This window comes from Aliiglaciecola sp. (assembly GCF_039982535.1).
Classification (GTDB): Bacteria; Pseudomonadota; Gammaproteobacteria; order Enterobacterales; family Alteromonadaceae; genus Aliiglaciecola.
Genome location: NZ_JBDWYG010000019.1, coordinates 21,032 through 40,709 on the forward strand (window position 1 = coordinate 21,032; position 19,678 = coordinate 40,709).

At 40.4% G+C, this 19,678-nt stretch carries 13 protein-coding genes; 1 reads left to right on the forward strand and 12 read right to left on the reverse strand.

Annotation, left to right across the window (positions count from 1 at the left end):
* Positions 1 to 51 precede the first annotated feature (51 nt).
* The 4 genes from ABJV04_RS04135 to ABJV04_RS04150 all read right to left on the reverse strand — a co-directional run bounded on the left by ABJV04_RS04135 (position 52) and on the right by ABJV04_RS04150 (position 7,663).
* Complete coding sequence (locus ABJV04_RS04135; RefSeq protein WP_348490045.1) at positions 52 to 3,114, reverse strand: SMC family ATPase; 3,063 nt, start codon at positions 3,112 to 3,114, stop codon at positions 52 to 54.
* 10 nt (positions 3,115 to 3,124) lie between these two features.
* Complete coding sequence (locus ABJV04_RS04140) at positions 3,125 to 4,252, reverse strand: exonuclease SbcCD subunit D (RefSeq protein WP_348490046.1); 1,128 nt, start codon at positions 4,250 to 4,252, stop codon at positions 3,125 to 3,127.
* Positions 4,253 to 4,403: 151 nt separating this feature from the next.
* Entirely contained in the window at positions 4,404 to 6,248 is a 1,845-nt protein-coding gene (locus ABJV04_RS04145; RefSeq protein ID WP_348490047.1) for a DUF885 domain-containing protein, read from the reverse strand.
* Positions 6,249 to 6,364: 116 nt separating this feature from the next.
* Positions 6,365 to 7,663, reverse strand: a complete 1,299-nt coding sequence (locus tag ABJV04_RS04150; protein WP_348490114.1) for a M24 family metallopeptidase — start codon at positions 7,661 to 7,663, stop codon at positions 6,365 to 6,367.
* 198 nt (positions 7,664 to 7,861) lie between these two features.
* Here ABJV04_RS04150 and ansA point away from each other — a divergent pair, with 198 nt between their 5' ends.
* On the forward strand, positions 7,862 to 8,875 hold the full coding sequence (gene ansA / locus ABJV04_RS04155) for an asparaginase (RefSeq protein WP_348490115.1): 1,014 nt from the start codon (positions 7,862 to 7,864) through the stop codon (positions 8,873 to 8,875).
* A gap of 28 nt (positions 8,876 to 8,903) precedes the next feature.
* Here ansA and ABJV04_RS04160 read toward each other — a convergent pair whose 3' ends face one another.
* The 8 genes from ABJV04_RS04160 to glgX all read right to left on the reverse strand — a co-directional run bounded on the left by ABJV04_RS04160 (position 8,904) and on the right by glgX (position 19,676).
* The gene (locus ABJV04_RS04160; protein ID WP_348490048.1) at positions 8,904 to 11,723 is read right to left on the reverse strand and encodes a DUF349 domain-containing protein; all 2,820 of its coding nucleotides are present in this window, start codon (positions 11,721 to 11,723) and stop codon (positions 8,904 to 8,906) included.
* A complete protein-coding gene (locus ABJV04_RS04165) occupies positions 11,713 to 11,994 on the reverse strand; it encodes a DUF1315 family protein (protein WP_348490049.1) in 282 nt (93 codons plus the stop codon). Before ABJV04_RS04165 ends, ABJV04_RS04160 begins: the two co-directional genes overlap by 11 nt.
* The gene (locus ABJV04_RS04170) at positions 11,994 to 12,320 is read right to left on the reverse strand and encodes a hypothetical protein (protein WP_348490050.1); all 327 of its coding nucleotides are present in this window, start codon (positions 12,318 to 12,320) and stop codon (positions 11,994 to 11,996) included. The genes ABJV04_RS04165 and ABJV04_RS04170 overlap by 1 nt, the downstream gene beginning before the upstream one ends.
* Before the next feature lie 84 nt (positions 12,321 to 12,404).
* Positions 12,405 to 14,078 carry an AGCS family amino acid carrier protein gene (locus ABJV04_RS04175; RefSeq protein WP_348490051.1) on the reverse strand — a complete coding sequence of 558 codons (1,674 nt, stop codon included), beginning with the start codon at positions 14,076 to 14,078 and terminating at the stop codon, positions 12,405 to 12,407.
* A 64-nt stretch (positions 14,079 to 14,142) separates the two neighbouring features.
* A complete protein-coding gene (locus ABJV04_RS04180) occupies positions 14,143 to 15,270 on the reverse strand; it encodes a M14-type cytosolic carboxypeptidase (RefSeq protein ID WP_348490116.1) in 1,128 nt (375 codons plus the stop codon).
* A gap of 204 nt (positions 15,271 to 15,474) precedes the next feature.
* The gene (locus ABJV04_RS04185) at positions 15,475 to 16,920 is read right to left on the reverse strand and encodes a glyceraldehyde-3-phosphate dehydrogenase (protein ID WP_348490052.1); all 1,446 of its coding nucleotides are present in this window, start codon (positions 16,918 to 16,920) and stop codon (positions 15,475 to 15,477) included.
* A 254-nt stretch (positions 16,921 to 17,174) separates the two neighbouring features.
* On the reverse strand, positions 17,175 to 17,561 hold the full coding sequence (gene msrB, locus ABJV04_RS04190; RefSeq protein WP_348490053.1) for a peptide-methionine (R)-S-oxide reductase MsrB: 387 nt from the start codon (positions 17,559 to 17,561) through the stop codon (positions 17,175 to 17,177).
* A 30-nt stretch (positions 17,562 to 17,591) separates the two neighbouring features.
* Positions 17,592 to 19,676, reverse strand: a complete 2,085-nt coding sequence (glgX, locus tag ABJV04_RS04195; protein WP_348490054.1) for a glycogen debranching protein GlgX — start codon at positions 19,674 to 19,676, stop codon at positions 17,592 to 17,594.
* Positions 19,677 to 19,678: the final 2 nt, after the last annotated feature.

Below are 19,678 nucleotides of genomic sequence, written 5' to 3' on the forward strand. Positions count from 1 at the left end.
GCAGATATGTTTTTTGTCTATTTATGCCATGGCTTTTTATATTCAGACTCGTTATGCAGTTAACACCTCAATTTGGCTACCCGCTCTGCCTGATTTCACATCAACTCGCAGGGCCATTTGACTTTTTAACTCACTAACATGGGAAATGATCCCAATCATGCGGCCAGTGGATTGCAAATCGATTAAAGTGCGGATGGCTAAATCTAACGACTCAGAGTCTAAACTACCAAAGCCTTCATCTATAAATAATGTATCCAGTCGAATACCACCTGAATAGGACTGCACCACATCAGACAAACCCAAGGCTAATGATAAGGCTGCCATAAAGGACTCTCCCCCTGACAGAGTGGCAACAGGACGCGATTTACCGGTGTAGGCATCATCTACTTCAAGTTCAAGTCCAGATGCTTTGTTGCCTTTCGCACGCTCTTCCTTGCGAATAAGTTGATATCGGCCTTTACTCATTAACGACAATCGCTGTGAAGCCTGTATCAATACATCATCTAACAAGACACTGAGGACAAATCGCTGCAAGCTAACTTTATCACCGGTGAGTCCATTGGATACCTCGTATAAGGTTCCTACGGTTTGATATTTCGCTTCAAGTGCTTGGTTCTTTTTATGGGCAGAAATTAACTTGGTTTGCACCGAAAGAAGCTGATTTTTGCGCTCTTCTAATTCCCGCCATATGCGATCTTTTTCATTAAGCACTGAATTAGCCAAGGCAAGTTCGTCTTGGATCTCAACAAGGTTAGGTTTGCTTTGGGCGGTTAATTCAGATTTAAGTTGGGAAACCGCCCCGGTTAAATTGTCCAGCCTAGTTTTAAACTCTTCAATATTGGTTTGTAACTCAAGTTGTTGTTGATCATTTAGTTGCGCGGCTAAAAAAGCGTCTTCATTAATAAACTCACTTGCCCCTAAAGCGGTTTCCCAGGTTTTTTCTGCCTCTCGACTTTCGGTTTGCAGTTCAGTTAAATTTGCCTGTAATGCCTGGTTGTTGGCATGACCTTGGTCGAATTGAGATTGGGCGACTTCTTTGTCTTGTCGAGCAGACACTAAAGCTTGATCCAGTTTGCTAATCTTAAGTTTTAAGCCATCAATACTGGATTCTAGCTCAGAAATATTACGTTGCTGAAGGGGGACTTGTTTTTCAAGTTGCGCAACATTCGCTTCAGCAGTGATCAAACCTTTCTCATCTATCGCTGCTTGGTCTTGCAAACCAGAGAGTTTAGTTTGGTACTCTTTGAGTGTGTTTTTATTGTTTTCTAGGTTTTCAGTTACCGTTGTCAGGTTTTTTTGAACCCTTAACAACTCACTGACTTTGTGCTGCTGAGTGTCGTGCTCAGTTTGCATCTCTACTATGCTTTTAGATGCAATATCACCTAGCTCTTGGTTTAGGGAGTCAATTAAGCTCTGTTTAACGGTTTCCTTACTGACAGCAGTATCTAATAGTGCTTTTGCCTTATCTCGCGTGTTAGTTGCCTGTTGTTCTAGAGCTCTAACCTCATCGACTTTTTCTTTGCTGGTGAACTCAATATCACCTTGTGTCGTGGCAATATTAGGGTGCTGTACACTACCACACACAGGACATGCCTCTCCGTCTTCTAACTCTTGGGCCAAAATAGCCGCTTGACTAGCATGCCAAGAAAACTCGGTTTTTTTAACTAAGCGTGAACTGTCTAATAAGCTATTTTGGGCCGAATCATAATCACGTCTGGCCAGAGCACTTTGTTGTTGCAGTTGCTTTAATTCGTCCCGTAACTTCTGTAAATTTTTACCCTTAGTCAAGTTTTGACTTAACTTTTCAAGTAATAGTTGTTGTGCTGCGATGGCGCTTACTTGCTCTGAAAGTTGCTGCCATTGTTGTTCTAAGCCCATTATTTGTGAACTGATAGTGTCTATCTGACCTTGTTGCTTATCAAGTTTACTTTTACTCTCCGTAGCCTGTGATTGGGCCTTTTCTTTTAACACTGTGGCGGCGTTTAAGCTTTGCGCCACTTTTAAAAACTGTTCCAGTTGATTGAGTTGTTTTTGCACAGACTCAACTTGTTGCTGCTCAACTTGCGCGGCGCTAAACTTTTCCACTGCACGTTTTAACTGGGCGTCATATTGGTTTAATGCCGTTTGGCTGTTAGCTAATTTTTCCTGCCCTTGAGCTAGTTTTGATGCCGCGCTGTTTTTGGCTTTAAAAAGAGGCGCTAACTTTTGTGCAACTTGGGCAAGCCTCAACTGTTGTTTTTGTTGGTCGAACGCGGGAATGGATTCTTTTAGTTGCTCTAACTCATGACTTTTCAACTCAAAGTCGGTGAACTTTTTAACTAATTGATTGGCCGCTTCTAAGGCTTTTTCCGTTTGTTTAACCTGGTTATGTGCATCTTGTTTTTGAGTAAATGCCAGTGCAAGTTCTGGTTTTATCTGCTCAATGCTTGTTGCAACCTGCTCTTCTGAGTTGACGTCAGCACTTTGCAATATGCCTTTTATTTGGTTCTGATGTTGCTCCACCGCTTTTTTAATCTCTGCAGCTTGGAGTTTTAAACCATCTTCAATCCTCTTATAGATGGAAGTTTGAAATAACTGGCTAAATATCTTTTCGCGATCTTTAGAGTCCGCTAACAACAACTCTCTAAACTTACCTTGAGGTAACACCATAACCTGACGGAATTGTTCAACATCTAATCCAATAAGACTTTTAATCTTGTTGTCAGCTTCTTTCACGCTAGATGAAACTAGTAGCCGATTATTTTCGCTGCCATCAAGTTCCCAAAGGCTGGCTTTGGAATTTTGCGACGTGGTGCCTTCACCAACACTCTTAGCCCTCTCTTGCATGGGGATCCGAGAAATGCGATAGGCTTTGTTGCCCAAGCTAAAATCTAAGGTTACTTCGGTTAGTAAATTTATATCGGCGAAATCACAGCGCATTTGCGAGGCTGAGCGTTCAGCCCCTGTTGTTTGGCCATATAAGGCAAAACAGATGGCATCGAGTATGGAGCTTTTGCCCGCACCTGTGGGGCCATTTATCAAAAATAAGGGGTTAGATCCCAAGTCCGCAAAATCAATACATTCAGTTCCAGAAAAAGGGCCAAAAGCATGCACAGTCAGTTTAAGTGGCTTCATGTTAATCTCCCTATTTGGTTAATTGATTAATTAGTTCACAGACCAATTTATCTTGATCCTCTGACATGGCTTGGCCGGCAATTTGCGAATAGAAATCTCGAAACATATCCAGCTCCCCTTGCTTTAACGACTCTTGATTTAATTGCGTTGAGTTGGTTTCTAACATGCCAGGTTTTTCAAGGTGCAACACATTGGGGTACACCTCTCTTAACTTACCCATGGGATCTAAGATGGCGTGTTTATCTGTTAGCCTAACTAAAAGATAATCGTCATTGTTGGGGTCGACTTTACCTTGTTCTAAAATAGTACTTAATTCCCCTTCAATAATACGCATGTCTCTGAGTGGCTTAAGCGCAAGGTGTGTCATTGAGACTGGCATTTCAGGTTCGAATTCAACAAGGGTTACACCTTTTTTCTGGTGCTGCTCTGAAAAACTATATTTCATGATCGAACCAGAGTAACGGATGTGTTCTTTTCCTTTAAATTGGGGACTATGCAGGTGCCCTAAGGCCACGTAATCAAAGTCGATACAAGGTTGATAACTCACCCGGTCTGCGCCGCCTATTTGTAATGGTCGTTCAGAGTCAGATTCGCTGGCACCATCAATAAAACAATGGCTGATCAACACATTTTTTTGTTTGTCTGTCATCACTTTTTTAATTTCTTCGACTAGGTAACTATGGGCCTCATCATAACTGCTAACCTCCACATCAAAGGTATTTCTTACCATCGCTGGTTCACAATACGGAATGCCATAAAAAGCGACTTCAAGTCCTTCAACTTCAATAACCGTTGGTTGGGTCACTTGCTGTAATTCACCCATAATATGTAAACCCGATTGTTTCATCTGGTTGGCACCAAATCGGATTCTTTCGGCACTATCGTGGTTACCTGGGATCAAAATAGTCGGTATTTTCAACTCCATGCAAATCGTACTTAACACCCGATCTAAAAGCTCTACCCCATTGGCTGGAGGTAGTGCACGGTCATATATATCGCCAGCAATAATCAGTGCATCAACCTTTTCTTGTTTAATGTATTCAATTAACTGATTAAGAACGAAGTCTTGATCTTCAAGTAAAGAAACGTTGTGGAATTGACGGCCAATATGCCAGTCTGAGGTATGTAAAAACTTCACGAAAGTCCTATAAAATAAGCTGCTGGAAATAAATTCAATACAATAAAAAAGACGAGACCTAAGCCTCGTCTATGATACTACCCCATCAGCCATGAGCTGAAAACGCACTTAAGGGTGTAAACCTGATTCATTACTCTTGAACACAGGTTGTTTAACTTTTTTGACTCTCGATCCAACGGTCAATTTTAGCTTCAAGAATGGGCATAGGTAATGCGCCATCAATCAACACTTGAGTGTGGAACTTGCGAACGTCGAACTTATCTCCGAGTGCGGCAGAGGCTTTATTGCGCAACATACGGATATGACGTTGTCCTATTTTGTAAGCAAGAGCTTGACCACCAATGGAAATATATCGCTCAACTTCAGCCACGACGTCGCTTTTAGCCATAGAAGAGTTATCTAACATAAAGTCGATAGCTTGTTCACGGCTCCAACCAAACGCATGTAACCCAGTATCCACCACTAAACGCATTGCACGAAGTTGTTCGTCACTTAAACGTCCATACCACATGTAAGGGTCTGTGAAGAGCCCTAACTCTTTACCTAAACTTTCGGCGTATAAGGCCCAGCCTTCGGCAAACACAGTGTAACCACCAAATTTACGAAACTTAGGTAACCCCTCAACTTCTTGTTGAATGGCTATTTGAAAATGGTGTCCTGGTGCAGCTTCATGGATACTCAAGGTTTCCAATGAAAACTTAGGTTGGCCCTTTAGATCCCGGGTATTAATATAAAAAACACCAGGTCTGGAACCATCAGGCGAAGGCGGCATGTAGCTCGCTCCCGCTTCTGACGCTTCGCGGTATGCTTCAACTGGTTTCACCACATAATCCGCTTTAGGGAAAACTTCAAACAATAATGGCAGCTTCTGATTAATTCTTTCTTTTACTTCAGTGTAACCATCAATAATGCCTTGCTTAGAATCAAAATAGAATTGGTCATCTGTGCGCAAAAACTCAAAAAATGCCGGTAAATCGCCATCGAAGCCCACGGTTTCTTTTACTTTAATCATTTCTGATAAAATTCGCGCCACTTCTTGTTTACCAAACTCATGAATTTCTTCTGCGGTTAGCGGTAAAGTAGTGTTAGTTTCAATACGATATTCGTACCATTTTTTACCATCAGGAAGAGCTGATAAGCCCACAGTATCACGGCCATTTTCTAAGTACTCCCCTGCAACAAATTTTGCTACCTTGTCATAAGCAGGAATAATCTGTTGTTCGATAACCGTAATATATTCACGTTTTATATCAGCTTTTTCTTGCTCAGAAATATTGTTATTTTGGTCTAACGCAGCAACAGGTCCATAAAATACGCTTTGGGTTACATCGTCAACAAAGTGGGCTTCCAGTTGTGGAATCAATTTATTGATAATAGGTTTGGGGTGTACTACACCCTGTTTGATGCCTTCTCGCATTGTGCTGATAACACTGTCCATATAAACCGCAAAACCAGCAGCGCGCTGCATAAAGTTGCGATAATCTTCTGCGTTATTAAATGGCTGTGCGCTGCTACCTGAACCTAGCATGGCAAAGTAACTATGAACGCCGCCAAATTGACTAATGGGCATTAAGTGTTCCGGTAATTCAAAACCACGAATACCAACTTCAAGATCACGTTTAAAGACTTCATAACTAAGCAAATCTTGACCGCTCAATTTACTCGGGTCTATTTGCTTCACTGCGGCCAAATATTTTTTCTCAAAGGCCAAATTTTTAGCCAATAACTCATCACTCAAAGGCTCATTAAATTTATCGTTATACTTAGTTTCACCCACAAAAGTCGAGTAAACCGGATTTAAGGCCATACTTTCATTAAAGTAATTTTCGGTTAAGCTTTGGATTTTTTGAGACTCGCTTAACTGGGACATGTTTTCAGCCGCCACTGAGCTAGCATTGGCGCTCTCATTGGTGTTAGCGCAACCTGCTAAAGCAATAGTGACAGACATTGCGATAAGTGCTTGCTTAACGGCAATAGGCTTAATGGTGAATTTCATATATTTTCCTGTGTTGGTGCGTGTTTATTATTTTTATAAGGGTTAAGAATAACAAAGCCTTTTCAGTTAGGCTTGTTAAAACAAACTCTGTAACACTTTTTAATCTGGCGCAGACTTTATTGCGGCTGTATCAAGTGAAAAGTTTTCTGCCGACCATCTAGGTATTGCACCCCGTTTTTATCAAAAAACGCATTTTCCTCTAACATAATGCGTATTTCCTTTTTCCACTCAGGAATAAAGGTGGCTGCGTTTAATTCGATGGAGTAAGCCGTGTTCAGATGCAACGGGTAATCACCTCTAACAGGCACCCCACCCTGTGAATCCCACATCCCTAATGTGGTTCCTGCAGCGTGGCCATGGTAGCCAATGGGATGAGTGTAAATAGAGGGTTTGATACCTTCAGCAATAGCTTGTTCGCGGGACATTTTTAATACTTGATTACCGGTTCTTCCCGCCTTGAAATTTTGCGTGAAAATATCCTGTAAACGATTGGCCTTAGCAAATGCTTGTTTAAGGTAAATAGGCGCATCGGTTTCGCCGGGTTTTAACACGTAAGCATGCTGTTGTTGATCTGAGTTTAATCGTAGATAGGTCAAACCAAAGTCCACATGTAAAAGGTCTCCAGCTTGGATCACTTGTTCAGGGTTAGTGCCAGTAAATGCTTTTAGGTGATCAAATTTTACGCTACTTGAGCGTTGAATGGAGACAGAGGGATGAAACCAATTTATTAGCTTTAACTCTCTACTTTTCTCCCGCAACCACCAAACAACATCCTCAGTGGTGGTTTTACCTGGGGTAATGACTTGATTAGAAAAGGCCTCGGCAATTAAGCCATGGCCAATTTTAATTAATTCTGGGTACACTTGCATTTCTTTGTCGCTACGGGTTTCTAACCAAGCGATGGCTAAATTTTGTGATGAAACCACTTTTTTCGACAACTGAGCAGGCAAGGCGTCCATTAGCTCTTCGTATTCCGTTGCGCTTACGCCATCAGCCAACGCAAAATGAGCGGATTTATTTAATGCAATTTTTTGCGGATTCTTTTGCTGTATTAGCTCCACAAGTCGCTGCCATTGGTTCGGTTGTTTTTCTTTATTCCAACCTTTTCTAAACATACTATCAACGTCGTATCGGCTCACGGCAAGACGCTCAATTGCTTGCCCATTTCCTGGATTAAACAGAACTAAAATGGTCCTGCGCCGGGCTGATAACCAAGTCGCTGGCAACATGGTTTTTAACACTGGATCTTCGTTATACTCTCGCGAGATCAAAATCCACATATCAATGCCTTCGCGCTCCATCAACTGCGGAAGTGTGTGCTCCAAACGATCTTGCAATATCTCATCTATTAACGCTGCACGGTCACGCATGCTCATCACTTCACTGTGGCTAGCGCCAACATACAACGTACTCATAAGAATTAATAATAATGGAGTCAGTGCCTTTAAATTGATCAAAATAAGTCCTTAAATTTCGTCTCGACTAGGGACTATACATCACTAGTCTGTTTTAGCTATTTTTGTGAATATTTAGCTTAATTACAACAATATATCGTTAATTTGCGAAAATTTCGGGTTACAATCGCGACTTTAAATAAATAGTTAATGGACAAGATGACTCACACTAAGAAACGCATTTATGTAGCCTATACCGGAGGCACCATCGGTATGCGGCCTTCAACCCAAGGTTATGTACCGGTTTCAGGATTTTTAACCGAAACCCTGAACAATATGCCAGAATTTCATCGTCCAGAGATGCCCGAGTTTACGATACATGAGTATCAAAGTTTAATTGATTCGTCGGATATGAGCCCACAAGATTGGCAAAATATCGCCGATGATATTAGCGATAACTATGACGACTATGATGGTTTCATAATTTTACATGGTACAGATACCATGGCCTACACTGCTTCTGCGTTATCTTTTATGTTAGAAGATTTGGGCAAACCGGTAATCGTCACAGGCTCACAAATTCCTCTCGCTGAATTACGTTCAGACGGGCAAGTAAACCTGTTAAATGCTCTGTATATCGCTGCTAACTACCCTATTTCAGAAGTATCTCTGTATTTCAATAACCGTCTATTTCGTGGCAATCGCAGTCGCAAAGTTGACGCTGATGGTTTTGCTGCCTTTGGCTCGCCCAATTATCCAGAACTACTTAGAGCTGGGATTGATATCGAACTGGTTTCTGGAACAATCAGTCAGCCAACACAAAAGGTTATGAAGGTTAGTCCTGTTAATGCGCAACCCATAGGTGTGGTCACCTTATATCCAGGGATCAGCGCTGAGGTAATTAGAAATACTTTACAACAACCGGTTAAAGCATTGGTACTACTGAGTTATGGCGTAGGCAATGCACCACAAAATGCAGCCTTATTAGCGCAGCTTAAAGCCGCACAACAGAACGATATTATTGTTTTAAATTGCACCCAATGTTTTAGTGGTAAAGTAAATATGAGTGGTTATGCCAATGGCCATGTATTGCGTGAAGTTGGGGTAGTTTCTGGTAACGATATGACACCAGAAGCAGCTTTAGCAAAACTACATTATCTACTCAGTAAAGAGCTCTCTGTAGAAGAAATTAAACGTCAATTAGTCACCAATTTGCGCGGTGAATTAAGTTAATTCACCAGCGCGTTTTCGGAAACAAGAATTAACTAATAAAGTGGGTCTTCACACGTTCAAAGACCTCAATATCTTTAGCTGTAGCGTCAATGGGTAATTTTCCAGCTTGGATAAACTGTAATAGTAAACTGTCTTTATCCAGCTGTTCACCGTGTTGAAGCTTGTCAGTCATCATTTGTAACTGCAGCTTTTTACGCAATTGAAGATCTTCTTGTGGGCTTTCAACGGCCTCCAGAATATCTAGCAACACAGCTATCTCATTACGATTAAAATCAGTGGCATTGTTGCTTAGATAAGCTTGTTTCCAAGCTTGTGGAAATTGCTCAAGCACGTCATCCCCATTTCCATCATCCCCATTTCCATCATCCAATGTACCATTCAGTAATTCAAACATACTCACTAACAGTCCACGTTTTTTGTTACTGTGAACTGACTGTTTTTTGTTAATTAACTGTTTTTCAATTTTCGCTATTTTATGGCTAAGGGTCTTTAAAACGTTGTCTTCATGTGCGCTATTAAACCCCACCAATTGCTCAGTAACCTGTTCAATGGCAGAAAAACTATCTGCCTTATTGGCCAATTCCTGAATTTCCTGCAGTTTGGTCTGTGCTTCTTGTGTTTCTATTTGCAAGGCTTGTTTTGAGCTCGTTTGCATATCATTACGTTTGGCAAATAACTGATCGTTGATACTTCTAAACTCTTTCCACAATAATGAGTCCTGCTTACGACCGGCGTTGCCAATATTCTTCCATTGAAGTTGTAACTTTTTGGCTTGTTCAACTGCCTCATTAATATCTTCAAGTTCGATTAAATTTTGAGCCTGTTTAACAAGTGATTGCTTAGACTCTGCATTTTCTTGGTAAAATTGCTGAATCCGCTCTTTCAAGGGCTTTAAAGCATTTGCATAAGCGGCATTGATGTTATCTAAAATTTTGTAGTCTACTTTACCAACCTGCTTCCAGCGTTGTTGGATCACAGAGACCTCATCGGCAATGTCACTTATCCCTTTGTCTTCAGTTTGTAACTGTTTGCATTGCTCTATTAACTCTAACTTTTGCTGTTCATTCTCTTTGCGTTGAGACTCCATTTCTGCAAAATGTAACCTACAAGGTTCAAATGCTTTTTCTATGGCCATATCAAACGCTTTATTAAGAATGGAATCAGCTTCATTGCCAGTGTTACCTAGGCTATTCCATGCACTTCTCAAACGCTTTACTTCTGCAACTTGCTGCTCGATTGGGAGAGGATGTAATGCAATGGTTTCGGCTTCTTTTAACACTGCAGGTTTGCGCGGTTGAGCTATATATTGTTGCCAACCTTTAAGGTTTTCTACTTGCTCTTTAATGGTTTCAAGCTGGCGACTAATATATTGCTGATTTCGCTCGGGCAATTGCTCGTACCAACTCGTTACTTTTGAATATAAACTTATTGCAGCGTTGTACTTACCCTGTGAAATCAAACTGTCTATGGCTCGGAGTTTGGCTTTACATCGATTCTCGTTTTGTTTTACATCGGCTAGTAGCTTAGCTAAACCCGCGTTAAATTCTTTACGGCGGTCTTGCCATTGTTTTTCAAGCTCTTTTGGCCATCCTGAACCATAAGGTTCAGATAATGCTTTCCAATATAACGTTTGCTCAGACAAAAATTCTTTTGAGGCACTGATCTGACTAACGTCTGACGGCGGCGCTAAATGTGAAAACTTTTCAAGGAACTCTTTACCTAAGGTCACTGCTTTTTTAAATTCAGGCAAACGTTCCAAGGTTGAGCGACATTGCGTTATTTGCGCAGAGATATAATCCCAAGATTTTTTTAAATCATTGTAATGTTTTAATTCTGGTAACAAACTAACTAATTGTTGCTGACACGCTTGCAGTGCATGTTCATAAGCTTCCACTGCACCCAAGGTTACCTTTTCTACGTCTTGGGCCAGTTCCTGGTTAGCGCTAGTGAGTATTGAAGTTACTTTGTCATTAATTTCATCAAGTTGCTTTTTAAGGGCATTAGCTTGCTCAGCAGCTTCGAAACTAGGCGCTAACTGTTGAATTAAGTGAGTAATCTTCTGACTTATCTCTTCGAAGCGAGCATTTAATTGAGTTTTGGTTTCATCTTTAAGGTAGGAAAACTCTTGTTGCAGTGACAAAAAAGAGCTAACCAGAGCGTCATTTTGCTGTTTGATATGTACAAAATCAGACTTGTCTTTTAGGGCCAACAATTGGGACAGCACTAACTTAGCATCTTTCTCAATTTCTTTAGGTTTGAGTTTTGCTTGTTCAAGTTGATTTAGTTTATTACGGATGGCATCTGCTACAGCAGAAGATGTAGTTCTTTTCAGCCCTTTGTTAAGAGTCGATTCGTCATCTATTGAAGGCAATAAACTCAATTGCACTTTTTCATTATCGCTATTGATAAACGTCTGCTTAAGAACATGAGGTTTATTCAGCTTATTCAATACCGTGAGCAATAAACCAGATTCATCGTTTTTTACCGCAGGTAGTTGCAGCATTTTTTCCAATAATGAATTACTTTTACATTCAGCAATAAAGCGTTTTCTTTCTTGATCACTTATGACTAAATCACCTTGCTCAAACAAAGCACTTTCAACCATTGCTTGAGCACGCTTTTTAACACGTTCTGATTTAGCGGTGTCTGCCATTTTACACCATAACGCAAAGCTATTAAGGCGGGTTAATGCTGCTAGACTGACATTAGGATCTTCATCATTGAATGCAAGTTCATGCAATTGAGATTTGTGTTGTGACTCTTCTGGGACTAGGTTTGCAATTGCTTGAATTCTAACTTGAGGGTTAGGATCCTGATATTTGGGTCGAAAAAAGTGTTTAAAAATCATCCTGTTTAAACCGCGCTATACTGCTTTGTGGAGCAAACTGCTCTTTTAGTTGTTGACGACTTTTATGATTAATCTGGCCATCGGCATTTAAGGTCATGTGCTGATCAAGCTTTAGAACTTTCACTTGGTACATCATGACCGCTTGCATGCTGCTCTCTCGTTGACTTTCTGTCAAGGGTAGACCATCAAGCCACTTACCGGTCTCTACGGCTTGTAATAACTTTTCATAGGTTTCTTGTGTCATAGATGACACTAACGCATCAATACTCACTAATTTGCTCGCTTTAAAAAGATTAGTCGAATTCGATTGACCACATACCAAACAAAACCAGTAACAGAGACGGCAATAGCAATAGTGTGTTGAAGATCACCTGGCTGTGCCCCACCCCAATACATAAAACCAAAGCCAGCGACAAACATCAACATCGCTAACATGGAATGATTTTGTATACTGTGTTGTTTTTTAAATTTGTTAAGGTTCTTTTTTCGTAACAGATCTTCAGCCGAAGCATCCCCCACTGCAAAACCACAATGAGAACAAGAATCTGCTTTATCAGAAATTTTCTTATTACATGCTGGGCATTCTATTAGTGCCATATTCAAACTCCAAATACAAAACGTTGACGGAAGTTTCCCACCGTCAACGTTACACAAATTAATTATTGAGAATATTGTACTGGATTAAGATTTATTTTCCTTATTAAATCTTTCCCAATAATCTTTCACCGAGCTTTTCATCTCTTTGCTCAACATCAAAATACCAAACAAGTTTGGTAAGGTCATTACCACAATAGCAACACTTGCTAGGGTCCAAACTAATTCTGTGTCGGAAAATGATGCCCATACAAAACCAGCAACATACACGACACGGTATGGCATGACCGAACGGGAACCTAATAGATAGGTCATTGCTCTATCACCATAGTAAGACCAAGCGATAGCCGTTGAAAATGCAAACAATAATAAGCCGATAGAGACTATGTACTGTCCAAAGTCACCGAAGAATCCTTTGGTAAACGCAATTGTGGTTAAACGCGCTGAGTGAACCAAAGATTTACCGGTTAGAATTAAGTTTTCTTTTTCGATGCTACCATCAACAACGTTAACTGTGCCGGTGAACAAATCTTCATTTCCACCTACAGTAAACACCACGTCTTCAGCCAATGAACGAGCGTGGATAATAGTAAAACCAGTGCTTACGGCTTTACCGGAAACAACTTGAATATCCCCACTGTACTTCTCAACATTTGAATTACCGATATGGTTTAAATAGTGATAAAGGTTTTCGCGGTCTTGTTGGTCATCTTCTGAATAAGAACCAGCCACGATTTCGAGACTAGAGCGTTCAAATTCATTGAGGTGTTTATCTTTCCAGACGCCGGAAGATAAAATCACTAAGCCCGTTAAGGTACAAATCACAATTGTATCGATAAAAGGTTCTAAAATTGACACCATACCTTCAGACACAGGCTCTTTGGTCTTAGCTGCAGCATGGGCAATAGGAGCAGAACCTTGACCAGCTTCATTTGAGAACAAACCACGGTTCACACCACGGTTAAACGCGTAGGCAATAGACGCCCCTAAGAATCCACCAGTTGCCGCTGAACCGGTAAACAAATCTGCAAATATTGAAGTGAAAGAAGGACCGATATTCTCTAAATTAGCAAATATTACCGCTAAAGCACCAATTAGATAAATTAAGGCCATAAAAGGAACAATTTTAGATGTCACAGCAGCAATACGCTGTATTCCACCTAAGATTACCAAGGCAAGTAGAATACCCAAGACACTACCAACAATCCAAGGTTCGAAGCCAAATGTCTCTTCAATACTGGTCGCGATACCGTTACTTTGCGGTAAATTACCTGTACCAAAAGAACTGATAACAGTGGCAATGGCAAAAGCCACAGCTAGCCATTTCATATTTAGACGTTTATCCATGTAATACATGGGGCCACCGGCCATGGTGCCATCTTCTGTTTTTTCACGATATTTGTGAGAAAGCGTTACTTCGACAAATTTAGTGGTCATACCGAAAAACGCAGTTGCCCACATCCAAAACAAAGCAGCAGGCCCACCTAGGAAAATAGCGAAAGCCACACCACTGATGTTTCCTGTTCCTACCGTACCTGATAAAGCAGTAGTTAATGCCCTAAAATGACTAGTATCACCAGGAGAATCATCGCTATCAAACTTGCCTGTTACCACTTTCCACGCATGTTTAAAGTAGCGTATTTGTGGAAAACCTAGAAAAATTGTAAAAAACAGACCTGTTCCCAGTAAGATAAATGGAAACAGCGCATTGCCCCCTAAATAGCTATCTAATAGCTTTAAAAAATCATGAAAAACTTCCAAACGACTCCCCTTTTTTTATTGTTATATCGTGTTTAATACAAGTTTCTAATTGTGTTTATCTAAACTAACGTAAATCATTTACCACCGCGTTAACGGCTACCAATAAATCTTCACCTAACTGTTTGCATCTTTCTGGTGACCAACCATAATCTTCATCAGGCAAAAGAGCATTATCTTTAAATGGCATTTCTAATGTATAGGCTAAACAATCGTATAATTGACCTACGGCATTAGTCGCCACCGTCATATTAGCCTTGCCTGGTGCATCTTTATCGTAGCCAAATTCATCTTGGAATTCTGGTGTAACCGTTAAAAACGCCGATTTAAATGCATCTTCTAACCCTTTTATTCTATCACTGTAGCCTGGATTTCCTTCTGAACCAGCGACAAAATTATAGGGTAAAGACTCATCTCCATGAATATCTAAAAATAAATCCACCCCAGTTTCTTGCATTTTCTGCATCACTAAAAATACTTCAGGGCTTTTGTCTAAACTAGGTGACTCCCATTCTCTATTTAAATTTGACCCCACGGCGTTAGTGCGCAAATGACCGCGAACCGAACCGTCTGGGTTCATATTAGGAACCACATAAAAGACTGCTTTATCAAGCAATCTTCTGGCCACACCGTCATCCGCATCCAAAAGACGTATTAATAAGCCTTCAATCAACCATTCGGCCATAGTTTCACCAGGATGTTGCCTTGCGGTGATCCAAATGACAGGCTTTTTCTCTTCACGCTGCCCTATTTCTAACACCGACATATCACGCCCATCTAAAGTTTCACCTAAATGGTGCAATTGGCAATGCTCATTAACTTGTGCGCTGGCCAATAAATCTAAATGTCTTTCGTAACTGTAGGGTGCAAAATAAGCAAAATAAGTATGATTATGCTCTGGGGTAAATGAAATAGAGAGGTTGTCGCCGTCAAAAGTACTCTCGACTCTAAACCATTCTTGGCGATCATAGGAGGCAACAGCTTGGTAACCTTCCCACCCTTCTGGGTACGCCGAATTGGCTAGGTCACCAATATTAATTTTATGTTCAACAAAAGGAGTGGAATCTAGTTTGAAATGAAACCATTGATAAAAATCAGACTGGTTGTCATTGCGTATTTGTAATTCGATTTGTTGCGGATTTTCTGCGTTGATTACGACAATATTGCCAGAATCAAAATTGCTGCTTATTTTCACATTCAGACTCACTGATATTTTAACCGACATCAATCTACCATAATCTGATAAAAAATGGGTTAGCCTGAACCACTAATTTAAATAAAAAAATCAAATTAGCTTATAAATATAACTTAGTTAATGGGAGGATTTATGGAAACAAAATGAAGAAAAATAGTTTGCCGCTTTTATGTGCTAAAAACGGCAACCCTATTCGTTTATTATTTAAGCTGGGATAGTTGGATAAACTAAACCTGACATGGCTTGTACAACTCGCATAACCTGACAGCTATAACCAAACTCATTGTCGTACCAAACATATAAAGTAGCACGATTGCCAGCAACAATTGTCGCTTGAGAGTCAACCACTGAAGCCGCACGAGAACCCACTAAGTCAGTCGACACAATTTCAATTGAAGAGGTAAAGTCTACCTGATGCTGCAATGAAGAGAACAAAGATAGGTCTCTTAAGAAATTGTTCATTTCTTCTTTATCAGATGACTTATTTAAGTTTAGATTCAAAATAGCCAAAGAGACATTCGGGGTAGGTACACGAATGGCATTACCAGTTAACTTACCTTCTAACTGAGGGTAAGCTTTTGATACCGCTTTAGCTGCACCTGTTTCGGTAATAACCATGTTCAAGGCTGCACTGCGACCACGTCGCTCAGCTTTGTGGAAATTATCGATAAGGTTTTGATCATTGGTAAATGAATGAACTGTTTCAACATGTCCATTTTCAATACCAAACTGTTCATCCAACGCTTTAAGAACCGGTGTTATGGCGTTAGTTGTACAACTAGCAGCTGAAAGGATCGTATCTTCGCTAGTAATATCATTATGGTTCACACCATATACAATATTTTTAACGTCGCCTTTTCCAGGTGCCGTCAAAATTGCTTTTTTAGTGCCTTTAGCTTTTAAGTGCAAACCCAAGCCATCGCGGTCACGCCAGATACCAGTGTTATCAATAACAATCGCATCTTGAATACCAAATTGGGTGTAATCAACACTGTCTGGGGAGTCTGCGTAGATAACTTGAATAAATGATCCGTTGGCTTTTATCGCATTACGTTCATGATCAACGGTAATACTGCCGCTAAATGGCCCGTGAACAGAGTCTCTGCGCAACAAACTAGCACGCTTTTCTAAGTCACCGTCTTTGCCGCCTCTAACAACAATGGCCTTAAGACGTAGTTTGTTATTTTTACCTTGGCGCTCGATAAGTAAACGAGCTAACAGTCTTCCTATGCGACCAAAACCATATAACACCACATCTTGTACAGGATGATTATCTTGCTTGCCTGCGATAGTCGCAAGTTGCTCAGCGAGATAAGTTTTGATATCCATGTCTTTGAATTTATCATCATGATGATAGGCGTAAGCTAACTTACCTAAGTCAATGTGCGCGGGTGCTAATTGAAGTTTGCTCATTTCTTCAAGAATGGGCCAACTTTCTCTTAATCTAAGTTTATCACCAGTGTGGCGTCTAACTTTACGATGAGATTTAATAATATCAATTGCGCTGGCGCCTAACATAGGTCTGCCAAAAATCGAGATTTCAACAGCGCTGTCACGATATAATTTACCAAGTACCGGCTGCATCAATTCAGCGTATTCTTGACGCTCCTGCCAACTGCCCATGAGTTCCTGTTCAAACTGCTGATTCATTCTTTACTACCCTAATTTGTTAATAGCATCAAAAAACGCGGCTATTCTAAAGGTAGTTACCCATATCACCAAATTGGTATAAAATTTCAGCTTTTAGACATAATAGTAATGAACACGGATATTGAATGTAATTTTACCTCATAAATTTGGCTTTTGAGGGGGAACAATGGCTAATCGCCTCATTCTGATAGAAATTCTTGTAAATATATTACAAAAAATATTTTTAACTATTTTTCAAATAGTCCAAATAGAGGTTATTTTTCGGGAGAAAACCTAACAGAAATGGAATTAACACAATAACGTTGACCCGTAGGTGCTGGGCCGTCTGGAAAAACATGGCCAAGATGTGCATCACAGTTTTTGCATACGATTTCAATTCGCTGCATTCCCAAAGTATTATCTTGATGAAACGCGACGTTATCGTGTTTAGTGTGGGCAGAAAATGAAGGCCAACCACAGCCAGAATCATACTTATCCTCAGATGAAAAAAGAATACTGCCACAACACGTACAAGTGTAGTTTCCGGTTTCTTTATTATGCAGTAACTCACCCGTAAATGGCCTTTCAGTGCCCTTTTGTCGGCATACTCGATACTCTTCTTCGGTTAACTTTTCACGCCATTGCTCATCAGTTAGTTTCATAACAATCTCCAAAATAGAACAAAAACATGTTTAATCATAAGTTCGCTTAAATACAGTAACACTTCGGTAAGCCTGCAGAAATACATTCGCTATTTCGGTTTTAGGTTGTAACGATGTTTTTTTGTAACGAGTATCTAATTCTAACGACCAGCGACCGGTTTGAAGTTGTGGTAAATGAAAGCGAACATCATGGTCATATGTATTAAATATCATTAATAAATGTTCATCTGTATGTTTAGGACACCCCTTCAGTTCAACAGCGAAAGACTGCTTATGGGGATCTTGCCAGTCTGAGTCCAATTTACTTTCACCATCGGGACGATACCAGTTCACCTCATCAACATTGTGGTGAAGGTTATAATCATCGTCTTTAAGTGATAAGTCGGACAAAATAATACTGTTTTTACGCAACGCGATAACTTGCTTACAAAACCCTAGAAAGTCTTGTTGTGACTCGTTTAACGTCCACTTTGACCAGTTAACTTCGTTATCCTGGCAATATGCATTATTATTCCCCAATTGAGTTCGGCTCAACTCATCCCCGCCCAGAATATGAGGAATACCTTGAGAAAGAATTAGGCTCGCAAATAAATTCCGTTTCTGTTTTTCACGTAAAATATTAATACTTTCGTCTTTAGTTGGGCCTTCCACACCATAATTAGCAGATAAGTTATGGCCATGGCCATCTCGATTATCTTCCAAATTTGCTTCATTGTGTCGACTCGAATAACAGATCAAATCATGCAAAGTAAAACCGTCATGGTAAGTCACATTATTAACAGATGACTGGATAGAACGGCGTCCTTTGGGGAATATATCTCTTGAACCTAATAACCTTGTAGCAAAATCCCCAGTCAAACCAACGTCACCACGCCAAAAGCCTTTGACGGTATCTCGATACTTATCATTAACTTCTTGCCAATTGGCGGGAAATTGACCTAATTGATAGCCGCCATAGCCGATATCCCAAGGCTCTGCGATTAATTTAACGCCAGATAAAATGGGGTCTTGTCGAAGCGTTGTCAAAAAGCCAGACGAACTAGAAAACTCATAAGGATCTCGACCTAAGCCTGCAGCTAAATCAAACCTAAACCCATCCACTCCCATAAAACTTACCCAGTAGCGAAGTGCATCCATCACCATTTTCATAACATAGGGGGACGCTGTGTTTACGCTATTGCCGCAACCGGAATTGTTGACATATTTCTCGAAATTTCTTAGCCCATGCTGGTCTTTTTCAAACAGATAAAAACCGCTATTATCAAACCCTTTGAAAGATAATATCTGACCATCCTGGCCCCCTTCAGCGGTATGATTGAATACCACATCCAAGATAACTTCTAAGCCTGCCTCATGGTATTTTTCTACCATGGTTTTAAACTCAGTAATGGGATCATCAATGGCGTAGCGCATCTCTGGGCAAAAATAATTAATGGGGTTATACCCCCAATAATTAGTAAGACCTTTCTCAGTTATATAAGGCTCTGGCATAAAGGCCATAACGGGTAAAAACTGTACGGCTGAAACGCCCAAATCTTTTAAATGTTGAATAATCGAAGGATGACAAGCCCCCAAATACGTCCCTCTAATATTCTTAGGAACATCAGGATGAAGTTGGGTTAAACCTTTTACATGTGCCTCATATAAGATGGTTTCACTTAAAGGTGTGTTCGGCCGTTTATGATCGTCGGTTAATGGTGGATTATTATCCTCCACTACAACGCACTTGGGCATCATCAGAGCGCTATCACCCTCGTACTTTTTGCGATTCCAATGCAGTGCACGGTTTAATTGTTTGGCATAGGGATCAATTAGTAATTTTTCCGGATGGAAAAGATTACCATTACAAGGTTTGTTCTCTCCTTGAGTACGGTAACCATATAACTGGCCAGCGCTAATGCCTTCGATGTGACCGTGCCACACTTCACCGGTTTTTGCTTTTAATTCAATAGTTTCAATTGGTTCTTCAGTGTCTGATTTAAACAGACATAGCAATACTTGTTGAGCGTTTGGGCTGTGAACGGCAAAGTTACAGCCAGCTTTAGTTAACGTTGCACCTAAGGGAAGGCACTTACCTTCCGTTACTGAAAAGTCATTTTGTGTTGAATTAGCCAAAT